We start from the raw sequence: 13029 nt of genomic DNA on the forward strand, positions 1-13029 counted from the left end.
ATGGGGTTAACACCAGTAAAAACACCTCTTGTAGTAAAAAGGATGTTCCCTAATTATATTTGGGACATCCCTACCACAAGTAAAACCTTGTATCTTACCTTCGACGATGGCCCTACACCTGGAATTACGGAGTGGGTCCTAAAAACATTAGATAGGTATGAGGCCAAGGCCACTTTCTTTTGCATTGGTGCCAATATAGAAAAGCATCCCAAAATTTTTCAGTCTATTTTAAAAGCAGGTCATAGCATAGGCAACCATACCCATAACCACCTTAAGGGGTGGAACACTAAAACCAAAGATTACTTAAGCAATATTGAATTATGTGAAAGGGCTTTGAAAACCCAAGTTCAAGATCCAAGGTTAGGAACTGGAAATAATACGCCTAAAACCGTCAATCTATTTCGTCCGCCTTATGGCAAAATAAAACCCATACAAAGTAAAGCTTTACTGGGTTTGGGCTATAAGATTGTAATGTGGGATGTTTTATCCTTCGATTGGGATAAGACCATTTCAAAAGAAGACTGTTTAAACAACGTTATTTCTAAAGCTACCAATGGCAGCATTATTGTTTTTCACGATAGCATTAAGGCCGCCCAAAACATGCAATATGCCTTACCTAAGGTGTTGGAACATTTTAGTAAAAAAGGATATGTATTTAAGGCCATTGACTAACCCCTTTCCTGGCCCCAAACTCCCAACCTTCAACTTCCAGCCTCCAAACTCCAGTTTGCCGTTTCAATCCCATCAATCTCTTTAAGCCAAAGATGAAATTTGTAGTGTATCGATAAATTATTCAAGACGGTAAATTTCCCTTACCTCATCCATGATTTTAGAAAAGTCAATCTTTAAATCAATTAGCTTACCCGAGTGGATATCAAAAACCCAACCATGAACTGTAATTCCCCTGCCGCGAAATGCCCTTTGCACTTCTGCTGTCTTCACCACATTAATACACTGTTCCTGTACGTTCAATTCAACTAGCCTTTTATAGCGCTCCTCTTCGTCATTAATAGCATTCAACTCTTCCCTATGGGTCCTATATACATCCCTAATATTCCTTAACCAAGGGTTAAGTATTCCCAAATCCTGCGACCGCATCGCTGCCTTTACCCCACCACAAAAATAATGTCCGCACACCACAACATGCTTTACCTTAAGATGCAGCACAGCATAATCTATTACAGACATGGCACTCAAGTCGGTATTAGGTACCATATTCGCAATATTTCGATGCACAAATACTTCTCCTGGAGCAACCCCCATTAATTCTTCGGCCGTTACCCTACTATCGGAACAACCTATATATAAAATGTCTGGATTTTGTCCTTTTGACAAGTCGCTAAAGTAATTTGAATCTGTACTTAATTTATTTTGAACCCACGCTTTGTTTCTATCGAAAATGTATTTAATGTCCATTTGTATTGTCCGTTACGGTAAACTCAATTAATAACTGGTTTCACTTTCTATTGGTTCGCCCATAATAAGCCCCAATCACTCTTGTAAAACTATTTCTTTCTTAGATTATCTTTGGGTAATGCTTCACCTAAAGGTTTTAAACATATTGCTGAATAATACCTATCAAGGTATTGGCATCCTGCTCGCCACTTTGGCGCCATTTCATTTCCCCATCTTTGTAAATAATTAGTGTAGGTAACCCTTTCACACGAAGGGCTTCGGCGAGTTCTTCGTTTTTTTCGACATCAATTTTAATTACTTTGGCTTTATCGCCCAGAGCAGCAGCCACATCTCTTAGTACTGCGTGCATCGTAGTGGACTGTTCGTTCCATTCGGTGTAAAAGTCCAATAACACTGGAACCTCCACATCAATTAGTTCACCAAATTTTGACATAAGTATGTGTTTAATAGTCAAATGTACTTATACAAACCTACGTATTTTTTTAATATAATACTGTTTTGGGCCATATAAGTGCGTAAAACCTAATATTTAAGTCTAAATTTAAGAAATTTAGCCACACACACAACAGGGCACACAACAAATATAACATTTCCAGATTTTTAAGCTAAATGGCAAGCCTCTTTCCATAGACCATAACTTTTTAGAATGCTAGAAGTTGGAGATTAGAAGGTTGATGATTATCGAATAATGATTAAAGGTTAACGACAGAGGGTAAAGCCTCTTAATACTTTGTCCCTAATTCTTGGCTCTTGACTCTTGGGCTATTGAGGTATTGGTAATTGATTCTTGGTTCTTTACAATCTTACCAATCTCCCTTCAATGCTAATCAATCTTTTCAACTAAGCATTGGCTACGCCCTTTTTAAGTTCTATAACCGTAATTTCCGGCCAAATTCCAACACGTCCAGGAAAAGCCAAATAACCAAATCCTCTGTTTACATTAATGTATTGCCCCATTGTATCATTATAAATACCAGCCCAATGTTTATACCGCCACTTTACGGGGCTCCATTTAAACCAACCAGGTATTTCAATACCAAACTGCATACCGTGGGTATGACCGCTTAGGGTGAGATGGTAATGGTAATCGTCTTTAACGACCTGTTGGTCCCAATGCGATGGATCGTGGCTCATCAATATTTTAAAGTCATCTTTATCGATATGTTGGGAAGCCTTTTTTAAATCACCTGCTTTTTTAAAGCCTCCAGCACCCCAGTTTTCAACACCTATTAAGGCTAACCGTTGGCCGTCCTTTTCCAAATACCTGCTTTCATTCAACAACAAATCAAAGCCAATACGCTTTTGCAGCTTTTTTAGGTCTTCTAAATTTTTAGCTTTGGCATCGGCAGATTCCCAGCGTACATAATCACCATAATCATGATTACCCAACACCGAAAACAAACCGTCCTTGGCTTTTAACTTACTGAACACCTCTATATAAGGCAATAACTCATCAGACTTGTTATTTACAAAATCGCCGGTAAACAAGACCACATCACTGCCTTGCTCATTAATTAAATCGACACCATACTTCACCTTTTCGATATTATCGAAACTCCCAGAATGGATGTCACTAATTTGGGTTATGCGGTACCCATCGAAGGCCTCGGGCAAATCTTCAAAATGAAGCGTATAATTCAACACTTTATAATTGTACTTGCCCCTATATATACCATACAATATAGAAGCAAACGGCACTGCGGCTAGCCCTAAAGCGATACGGCTAATAAACTGGCGACGGGAAGGAAAATAATTCCCTTTGGCTGTTTCTCCTTCGGTAAAATAGCGGTAGATTGCTAAAGGCACCCTACAAACATCCTCTCCAAGCATCACTATAAGCAACACCATTTTCGGAATTAAAATAGCTATAAAGAATCCAAAGGCATAAGCATGGCTATGCGTAAAGCCATCCCTTCTATTAAAGCCATAATAATGCAAAACAAAGTTACCAATTACAAACACCGTAATCACCCAATACAGAATGTTTAGCCATTGGTTTTTACTTACCGTTCGAAACGCTTGGTAAGCATAAATATCGATAATACTAAAAATGATTATAAAAACAGCCCAACGCAGCATACTCTTTTTTAAGTCAAAGATACAGCATTTAAACACAGTAGTTTAGTGGCTACCTCATTTTAACGATACCTTAAGATTTTGTGTAGAGAAACTAGAAACTGTAAGAGTGCTCATAGCAAAAAGTCTTAGCGCTACAACTTTAGCGGTTAAACTTTCCCTTCTATTTTAAGCAATACCCCTTAAAATATCCTCAATGGTTTCTTTACATGAATAAGACCTTATGGTTTCATCAAAGAATTTATCGCTGTTCATGGGTACAGAGGGGTATTCGTTAACCACTTCTATTTTTGAAGCTGAAACATGAATTTCGGAAAAATCGGCTTGTTTAAATAGCATTGCATTACTCGGTTTTATTCCCCCACCAGGAAGTATCCCTATCGCACCATTTGCCTGTTCCTTTAATGTTGAAAGTAGAGCAACCCCCTTTTCGGCCGAAGCCTCTTGTCCTGATGTCAAGATTCGATTTACCCCCATATCCTTTAATTGCCGCAAAGCCTTTGCAGGGTTTGGCACCCAGTCGAAAGCACGATGAAAGGTAAATGGCAAAGGCCTAGAGAGTTCTACCAGGGCTTGGGTTCGCTCCACATCAACAGTATTATCGTCATGTAATACCCCAGAAACAATACCGGCACAACCTAAGTCTTTACAGATTTGGATATCTTGCTTTATAATATCGAATTCTTCATTCGTATAAGTGAAGTTACCACTTCTGGGCCTAACTAAAATAAATACAGGAATCGACAATGCTTCTGTTACCTGCTTAATAAGTCCATAAGACGGAGTTATACCTCCTACAGCCAATTCTGAACACAGTTCAATACGATGTGCTCCAGCTTGTTGGGCATTCATAGCCGATTGGTATGAGTTGGCACAAACTTCAAGAATCATAATGCTTATACTTTTTGGTTCTAAATTTAGAATGCCAAATTCCGAATTATAAACCACAAATCAAAAATAGTTTTTGTAGTTTTGGTTGTCTTGTCTGTTCAAGCGCAATCAAGAACTATCTTTACTGTGCATGAAGAGACAGTCTGTTTCAATTTAAAATCCTTAGAACACCATGTCTGATAAAAAACGCCTTTTTTTAGTCGATGCCTACGCCTTAATTTTCCGCGGTTATTATGCTTTTATAAAAAACCCGAGAATTAATTCCAAAGGTATAGACACCTCTGCCATTATGGGCTTTATGAACTCGTTATTAGATGTGATAAAACGGGAGCGACCAGACCATTTAGCAGTATGTTTTGACAAAGGCGGCAGTGCCGACCGTGTAGAAATGTTCGAAGCTTATAAAGCCAACCGGGATGAAACACCCGAAGCCATAAAAGTTGCCGTCCCTTACATTCAAGAAATATTAAAGGCCATGCACATCCCCATTATGGTAAAGGAAGGCTATGAGGCCGACGATGTTATAGGAACCCTTTCCAAACAAGCTGAAAAGGAAGGCTACCAAACCTTTATGGTTACTCCAGACAAAGATTTTGCGCAATTGGTTTCAGAACATATATTTATGTACCGCCCAAAATCGTTTGGTGGTGGTTATGAGATTTGGGGCATACCCGAAGTACAAAAAAAGTTTGAAGTAGAGCACCCCGAACAGGTGATTGATTTTTTAGGAATGATGGGCGACTCGTCCGACAATATTCCTGGGCTACCGGGCGTGGGCGAAAAAACGGCCAAGAAATTCATTCAGGCCTATGGCAGTATGGAAAATCTTTTGGCCAATACCCACGAGCTTAAAGGCAAAATGAAAGAGAAAATTGAAGCCAATGCAGAATTGGGTTTGCTTTCCAAAAAATTGGCCCGTATTATGTTGGATGTGCCCGTAACGTTCGATGCCAAGGATTTTGAAATGGAGCACCCCGATATCGAGGCCGTAAAACAGATTTTTCAGGAATTGGAATTTAGGCGTTTAACCGAAAACTTCCTTAAGACCTTTGCTTCTGAAAACAATGAGGCTTCCAGTAACCTTAGTCGCCAAAATTCAAATTCGACTTTAACAGCAGAACAACCAAAAGCTTCAAAGTCTACTTCTGCGGGTGCGGGACAATTTTCGCTATTTGGCGATCCTTCAGATTCTAATGGCCAAAATCAAAATTTAGGGCAGAACACTTCAGCACACACCAGACAAACTACCGAAACTACCTCTCACTTTTACCAAAGCATTACTTCCAAAAAGGCATTGGAATTATTTCTAAAAAAATTAATGCTGCAAAACAGCGTATGTTTCGACACCGAAACTACAGGCATCAACCCTATTACTGCCGAATTAGTTGGTATTGCTTTTTCATGGGAAGCAGGTAAGGGCTATTACATTCCATTTCCAGACAACAAGGAAGAAGCCCAGCAGCTCATCGAACAATTACGTCCGTTTTTTGAAAGCGAGGCTATTGAAAAAATAGGCCAGAATTTAAAATACGACATCAAGGTTCTGGCAAAATATAATGTTACGGTTAAAGGCAAATTGTTCGACACCATGTTGGCCCATTATTTAATTAATCCAGATATGCGCCATAACATGGACGTTTTGGCCGAAACGTATTTAAACTACAGCCCCATTTCCATAGAGACCCTTATTGGAAAAAAAGGCAAAAACCAATTGTCTATGCGCGAGGTTACTATAGACAAGCAAACCGAATATGCGGTCGAAGATGCCGATATCACCCTACAGCTTAAAACCCATTTTGAAAACGAATTGGGCGAAGCCAATACCCAAAAGCTATTCGACGAGATTGAAATCCCCTTACTGCGTGTCTTGGCCGCCATGGAATTGGAAGGTATTAATTTAGATAAAGCCTTTTTAAACTCCCTTTCGGAACAATTGAACAAAGACATTAAAGACTTAGAAACCAAAATTTATACTGAAGCTGGCGAGGAATTTAATATAGCATCCCCTAAACAATTGGGCGAAATTTTATTTGATAAACTTAAATTGGTAGACAAGCCCAAAAAGACCAAAACGGGACAATATTCAACAGCCGAAGATGTATTGAGTTATTTAGCAAAGGACCATAAAATTATACAGGATATACTGGACTTTAGGGGGCTCTCCAAATTAAAGAGCACCTATGTTGATGCACTCCCCAACCAGGTAGAAGCCTCTACGGGCCATGTACATACCGATTATATGCAAACCGTAGCCGCTACGGGTCGGTTGAGCAGCAATAACCCTAACCTTCAAAATATTCCCATTCGCACCGAACGCGGGCGACAAGTGCGCAAGGCCTTTATTCCGCGAAGCGATGAGTACACGCTTTTGGCTGCCGATTACAGCCAGATAGAACTACGTATCATAGCCGCCTTAAGCCAAGAAGAAACCATGATAAATGCTTTTAAACAAGGTGAGGATATCCACGCATCGACCGCTTCAAAAGTATTTAACGTTCCCCTTGCCGAAGTAACAAGAGAGCAACGTAGTAATGCCAAAACGGTAAACTTTGGGATTATCTATGGCGTATCGGCCTTTGGATTAAGCAACCAAACCAGCCTTACCCGCAGTGAGGCCAAGGAGCTTATTGACACCTATTATGCTACATATCCCAAGCTAAAAAGCTATATAAGTACCCAAGTAGATTTTGCCCGCGACCATGGTTATGTACAGACCGTTTTGGGACGCAGGCGCTATTTAAAGGATATTAATTCGCGTAATGCTGTGGTACGTGGTGCCGCCGAACGCAACGCCGTAAACGCCCCCATACAAGGTAGTGCCGCCGATATTATTAAATTGGCCATGATTAATATTTACAACAAGCTACAGGAAGGTGAGTATAAAACCAAAATGCTGTTACAAGTGCATGACGAACTGGTGTTTGATGTGTACAAACCAGAACTGGACGCCATTAAAACCCTGGTGAAAACAGAAATGGAGCAAGCCTACAAGTTGGAAGTTCCACTAGATGTGGATTTAGGTATTGGTCATGATTGGTTGGAGGCGCATTAAAAAATTTAATTATTACAGGAATTGCAATACTTATAATTTGGATACTTAACCAACGAAAAAATAAATGTTCATTATAAATATAACCTACAGAACGGAATTGGAAAAAATCGACCAATTTTTAAACGAACACATTGCGTTTTTAAATGAGCAATATGAATTGGGGAATTTCCTTGCTTCTGGACGAAAAATTCCAAGAACGGGAGGCATAATTTTATCAAATGTTGATTCGAAATTGGAATTAGAAAAAATTATTGAAAAAGACCCTTTCAAAAGTAATGAATTAGCCAATTACGAATTAATTGAATTTGTACCTAGTAAAACCTGTGATGAACTGAATTTTTTGACGAAATAAAAACACGAATACAAAACTGACCCAATCTAAACCCTGCAGCCAAGCTTACTTTAAAACCTGTGTTCAATTAAAAACGCATTTACAATACCATAAAAATAATGCGTAATTTACGTGCTAAACCTAATTTTATTAGGCCTTTACGAGTAACTTTTTCGTATATAGCATAGAATTCAAATACAAGGAATATGAAAAAAATAATTTTAGTAGCCCTATTTAGTATTTTAGTAATAGCCTGTAAGCAATCGCAAAAAAACACTGAAGAAAAACAAGTTAACACCAACAAACCAGAAGCTCAAATACCCAATACAAGCCCAACCATTTATGGAAATTATGTAGACAACAGCTATGCAAAAAAAGCAGAGGGATACGATTGGGTAGCCGTATCGGTCAAACCAATTGGAGATAATTCAATTTCTATTTCTGTACGCTCAAGAGCCGACAAAAAAAAGCCTACCTGTACCTTTGATACCAAAGCATATCAAAAAAACGAACATTCCTATGAAGCGGTATACGATGGAAAGACAATAAGCTTTGACTTTACAGAAGACAGCATATCCATTTCAACCGGAAATACAGAAGACTCAGGTATACTCAACTTCTTTTGCAGTGGGGGCGCTACCATAGGTGGCACCTATAAAAAGATTAGCGAAGATTTAGACGCTCGACAAGTAGACCAAACATCTTTTACTAAACTATTGAATTTACAAAATATTGGGTTCAACATTTCTTCCATTAAAAAAAATGGTAAAAACACACTTACCGTTTTTGCTTTTGGTCTAACCGAACAAGACTATAACGAAACATTCGATATTGCTGGCGAACAAGTTATCGATGCAGAAGTCGAAGACCTTAATGCTGACGGTTCACCAGATCTATTTGTATACACCCAATCCATTGATGGCGATAAATACGGAAATGTTTATGCCTTTTCGGTAAACAATAAAAAATCTATGAGTCAGGTTTATTTTCAGCCAACAGCAGACAACACCAAGATCAACAAAGGTTATAAAGGCCATGATGAGTTTTCAATTGTAGAGACTGTTTTGGTTCAACAATTTCCAGTATATAAAGAAGGCGATACCAATGCCAAACCAACGGGCGGCACCCGACAAGTTTCCTACAAGTTGGTTGATGGTGAAGCCTCTAGAAAATTAGAAGTTAGCAACACGAGTAGCATGCCTTAAGCACGAATAGAATGCGCTTAATCACAGTTACTGAAAACGCGTTAATTTAAGGCCATCAAATAAACCGCTTTCACACAGTGAAATACAAGGACTTTTTAATTAAAAATAATCCTGCCTCACTATTTGGTAATCAAATATATAATCGTAAATTTGCAAACTCTTTTTGAGAGAGGAATGTTTAATCAGAAAATTTAAAAGTGTGGACACATTAAGCTACAAAACAATTTCAGCCAACAAAGCTACTGTAAACAAACAGTGGGTTTTAGTTGATGCTGAAGGGCAAACGCTTGGTCGTTTAGCTTCTAAAGTTGCAAAACTTTTAAGAGGTAAACACAAGCCAAACTTCACACCACATGTTGATTGCGGCGATAATGTAATTGTTATCAATGCAGAAAAAATCAACCTAACCGGAAACAAGTGGAATGACAAAACTTACATTCGTCACACAGGTTACCCAGGTGGTCAAAGAAGTTTAACTGCTACCGAATTGTTTGGAAAAGATCCTGCAAGAGTAGTAGAAAAATCAGTAAAAGGAATGCTGCCTAAAAACAAATTAGGGGCAGATTTATTCCGTAATCTAACAGTTGTTGTTGGTTCAGAACATGCTCATGCAGCACAAAAACCAAAAGCAATTAACTTAAACGAATTTAATTAATGGAAGTAATTCACAAAATTGGCCGTAGAAAGACGGCTGTTGCTCGTGCTTATGTTGCCCCTGGAAATGGGAACATAACAGTTAACAAAAAAGACATAGCCGCTTACTTCACTACTGCTACATTGCAGTATAAAGTAAAGCAACCTTTGGTTATGACTAACAATGATGGCAACTTTGATATTACAATCAATGTATATGGAGGTGGTATTACTGGACAAGCCGAAGCCGTACGTTTAGCGATTTCTCGTGCAATGTGCGAATTAGATGCCGAAAACAGAACCATCTTAAAGCCAGAAGGATTATTAACCAGAGACCCAAGAATGGTAGAGCGTAAAAAATTCGGTCAGAAGAAAGCGCGTAAGAAATTCCAGTTCTCTAAACGTTAAGATCCCGATTTGGAATGTCGTGCTAAGCATAGTCGAAGCATTATCATTTCAGTTAAAACAAAAATTTATAACCAGTTATTGTTGTCCATGACGTTCCGTAAGTTATCGGAAGTCAGGATTTAGTTTAGCATCTAAATGGTTAAGGCGATTTAAAATAATGACCACTTAACCATTGCTAATTCAACAGAACGTAAACTATTACACAAAATGGCAGTAGAAGTAAAAGAACTACTAGAAGCAGGTGTACACTTCGGACACCTTACACGTAAGTGGGATCCCAATATGGCTCCTTACGTATATATGGAGCGTAACGGCATCCATATTATCAACCTTTACAAAACAGCGGCTAAAATTGAAGAAGCTGGAAATGCATTAGCTAAAATTGCAGCATCCGGACGTAAAATTTTATTCGTTGCAACAAAAAAGCAAGCTAAGGATATTGTTGCAGAAAAAGCAACAGCCATTAACATGCCTTACATTACAGAAAGATGGCCAGGTGGCATGTTAACTAACTTTGTTACTATTAGAAAAGCTGTTAAAAAAATGGCTTCAATCGATAGAATGAAGAAAGATGGTACTTTCAATACGTTATCTAAAAAAGAGCGTTTACAAGTAGACCGTTTAAGAGCGAAGTTAGAAAAGAACTTAGGTTCTATTAGTGACATGACCCGTTTACCTGGTGCTTTATTTGTTGTAGATATTAAGCGTGAGCACATCGCGATTAAGGAAGCTCAAAAATTAAACATTCCAATTTTTGCAATGGTAGATACCAACTCAGACCCTCGTCAAGTTGATTATGTTATCCCTGCAAATGATGACGCTTCAAAATCGATCGATAAGATTTTATCTCACGTAACATCTGCAATTGCAGAAGGTTTGGCAGAGCGTAAAGCCGAAAAAGAAGCTTCTGCAGCTGAAAAAGAAGCTCCAAAAGCTAAAAAAGAAGCTAAGAAAGCTGTAGCTGCTGAAGAAGAAGAATAAATAACGTTAACACAACACAAACAAGTCGTTTAATTCTTTTCTCTTGTCCTAAGCTTAGTCGAAGGGTTACTGAAAAACAAATTAAACGACTTTTTTAAATTATAATTAATTATGAGTACTACAGTAAAAGTAACAGCCGCTGAAGTAAATAAATTAAGACAAGCTACCGGTGCCGGTATGATGGACTGTAAAAAAGCCTTAGTTGAAGCTGAAGGTGATTTCGACAAAGCTATCGAGGTACTACGTAAAAAAGGACAAAAAGTTGCAGAAAAGAGAGCCGACAGAGAATCTTCTGAAGGTGCTGCAGTAGCTAAAATCAATGCAGATCAAACTGCTGGTGTTGCCATTGTATTGGGTTGCGAAACAGATTTTGTTGGTAAAAACGAAAACTTTGTGGCATTAGCTAACCAATTAGCAGATATCGCTTTAAACTACAATACTAAAGAAGACTTTTTAGCTGCAGATTTTGGAGGCATTACCGTAGCCGAAAAATTAACTGAGCAAACTGGTGTTATTGGTGAAAAACTAGACATTACAGCGTTTGAAAAATTAGAAGCGCCTTATGTTGGTTCTTACGTTCACATTAACAAAATTGCTGCTTTAGTTGGTTTATCTGCAAAAGTAGATAATGCTGAAACTTTAGTTAAGGATATCGCTATGCAAGTTGCTTCAATGGGAGCCACCACATTATCATACAAAGATTTCGATCCTGCATACATCGCTTCAGAAACTGAAGCTAGAATTGCGGTTATCGAAAAAGACAATGAAGAATTAGCACGTTTAGGTAAAACCCTTAAAAATGTACCAAAATACATTTCTATGGCTCAATTAACTCCTGAAGTTTTAGCGCAAGCTGAAGAAGATGCTAAAGCCGAATTAAAAGCCGAAGGTAAACCAGAGCAAATTTGGGACAGAATTTTACCAGGTAAAATGGAGCGTTTCATTTCAGACAACACCACTTTAGATCAAGAGAAGTGTTTGTTGGATCAAAACTTCATTAAAGACGAAAAGCAAACTGTTGCTAAATATGTTGCTTCTTACGGCGACGTTGAAATCGCTGGTTTCAAACGTGCTTCTGTAGGATAGGCATTAAGTACAATTAAAATATTTAAAACCACCAAGTATAGAACTTGGTGGTTTTTTTATGTCATATGTTTACTGAGTTCAAAACTAGAACTAGATAAATTAATACATTCCATCTTTTTTAATAATCTGCTTATCGTTAAACAGCAAAAAAATGTTTAGTTTTGCACAACCTTGTTTCCGCTCTAGCGGAAATCTCATCACGCATTTATGAAATACAAAAGAATACTCCTCAAACTATCAGGTGAAGCCCTAATGGGGGATCGCCAATACGGGATTGACCCACAACGCTTGGCAGAATATGCACAGGACATAAAAGAAATAACCGAAAAAGGTGTTGAAGTCGCCATTGTTATAGGCGGCGGTAATATTTTTAGAGGCGTTGCTGGCGCCAGTAACGGTATGGACCGCGTACAGGGCGACCATATGGGCATGTTAGCTACCGTTATTAACGGATTGGCTTTACAAAGTGCCCTAGAAGATGCCGGATTAAAAACGAGATTACAAACAGCCATTAAAATCAATGAAGTGGCAGAACCTTTTATTAGGAGAAAAGCTTTGAGCCACCTAAACAAAGGACGTGTGGTTATTTTTGGAGGCGGTACTGGGAACCCGTATTTTACTACCGATTCGGCGGCTGTACTAAGAGCCATTGAAATTGAAGCCGATGTGATTTTAAAAGGCACCCGTGTAGATGGTATTTACAATGCCGACCCAGAAAAAGACCAAACTGCTACAAAATTTAACTTCATTTCTTTTGATGACGTACTAAGAAAAGGACTAAAAGTAATGGATTCCACAGCTTTTACCCTTAGCCAAGAAAATAAATTACCTATCATTGTTTTTGATATGAATAAAAAAGGTAATTTGCTTAAAGTTGTTTCGGGCGAAAATATAGGAACCGAAGTTAATTTGTAAATTGGCGTAATTTTTGAATATATTGACCAAAACTA

13 protein-coding genes are annotated in these 13029 nt (G+C 38.3%); 9 read left to right on the plus strand and 4 right to left on the minus strand.

Features of this window, described 5'->3' with window-relative positions; genetic code table 11:
- Nucleotides 1-672, plus strand: coding sequence for a polysaccharide deacetylase family protein (locus tag MR062_RS04535; RefSeq protein ID WP_242202899.1), 672 nt, complete (start codon nt 1-3; stop codon nt 670-672).
- Between the two features lie 117 nt (nt 673-789).
- Here the strand turns inward: MR062_RS04535 and MR062_RS04540 are convergent, their stop codons facing one another.
- The 4 genes from MR062_RS04540 to MR062_RS04555 form a co-directional block, all read right to left on the minus strand.
- Nucleotides 790-1416 (minus strand): carbonic anhydrase, encoded by a 627-nt coding sequence (locus MR062_RS04540; protein ID WP_242202900.1) that lies wholly within the window; start codon nt 1414-1416, stop codon nt 790-792.
- A 136-nt stretch (nt 1417-1552) separates the two neighbouring features.
- Nucleotides 1553-1849, minus strand: coding sequence for a thioredoxin family protein (locus MR062_RS04545; protein ID WP_242202901.1), 297 nt, complete (start codon nt 1847-1849; stop codon nt 1553-1555).
- Nucleotides 1850-2256: 407 nt separating this feature from the next.
- The gene (locus MR062_RS04550; RefSeq protein ID WP_242202902.1) at nt 2257-3495 is read right to left on the minus strand and encodes a metallophosphoesterase; all 1239 of its coding nucleotides are present in this window, start codon (nt 3493-3495) and stop codon (nt 2257-2259) included.
- A 165-nt stretch (nt 3496-3660) separates the two neighbouring features.
- Nucleotides 3661-4383: a copper homeostasis protein CutC gene (locus tag MR062_RS04555; RefSeq protein WP_242202903.1), complete on the minus strand. Its 723-nt coding sequence runs from the start codon at nt 4381-4383 to the stop codon at nt 3661-3663.
- A 172-nt stretch (nt 4384-4555) separates the two neighbouring features.
- Between MR062_RS04555 and polA the strand changes: the two genes are divergently transcribed.
- The 8 genes from polA (at nt 4556) to pyrH (ending at nt 12994) form a co-directional block, all read left to right on the plus strand.
- Nucleotides 4556-7435 (plus strand): DNA polymerase I, encoded by a 2880-nt coding sequence (gene polA / locus MR062_RS04560; protein ID WP_242202904.1) that lies wholly within the window; start codon nt 4556-4558, stop codon nt 7433-7435.
- A 64-nt stretch (nt 7436-7499) separates the two neighbouring features.
- Nucleotides 7500-7787 carry a YciI family protein gene (locus MR062_RS04565; RefSeq protein WP_242202905.1) on the plus strand — a complete coding sequence of 96 codons (288 nt, stop codon included), beginning with the start codon at nt 7500-7502 and terminating at the stop codon, nt 7785-7787.
- 185 nt (nt 7788-7972) lie between these two features.
- Complete coding sequence (locus MR062_RS04570; RefSeq protein WP_242202906.1) at nt 7973-8971, plus strand: hypothetical protein; 999 nt, start codon at nt 7973-7975, stop codon at nt 8969-8971.
- A gap of 199 nt (nt 8972-9170) precedes the next feature.
- Nucleotides 9171-9626: a 50S ribosomal protein L13 gene (gene rplM, locus MR062_RS04575; protein ID WP_242130770.1), complete on the plus strand. Its 456-nt coding sequence runs from the start codon at nt 9171-9173 to the stop codon at nt 9624-9626.
- Entirely contained in the window at nt 9626-10012 is a 387-nt protein-coding gene (gene rpsI / locus MR062_RS04580) for a 30S ribosomal protein S9 (RefSeq protein ID WP_242202907.1), read from the plus strand. The genes rplM and rpsI overlap by 1 nt, the downstream gene beginning before the upstream one ends.
- A 207-nt stretch (nt 10013-10219) precedes the next feature.
- Nucleotides 10220-10993, plus strand: coding sequence for a 30S ribosomal protein S2 (gene rpsB, locus MR062_RS04585; RefSeq protein WP_242202908.1), 774 nt, complete (start codon nt 10220-10222; stop codon nt 10991-10993).
- 111 nt (nt 10994-11104) lie between these two features.
- Entirely contained in the window at nt 11105-12079 is a 975-nt protein-coding gene (tsf, locus tag MR062_RS04590; RefSeq protein ID WP_242202909.1) for a translation elongation factor Ts, read from the plus strand.
- 207 nt (nt 12080-12286) lie between these two features.
- Nucleotides 12287-12994, plus strand: a complete 708-nt coding sequence (gene pyrH / locus MR062_RS04595) for a UMP kinase (RefSeq protein WP_242202910.1) — start codon at nt 12287-12289, stop codon at nt 12992-12994.
- Nucleotides 12995-13029 lie beyond the last annotated feature (35 nt).

It is taken from the genome of Aestuariivivens insulae, assembly GCF_022662195.1.
Classification (GTDB): domain Bacteria; phylum Bacteroidota; class Bacteroidia; order Flavobacteriales; family Flavobacteriaceae; genus Aestuariivivens; species Aestuariivivens insulae.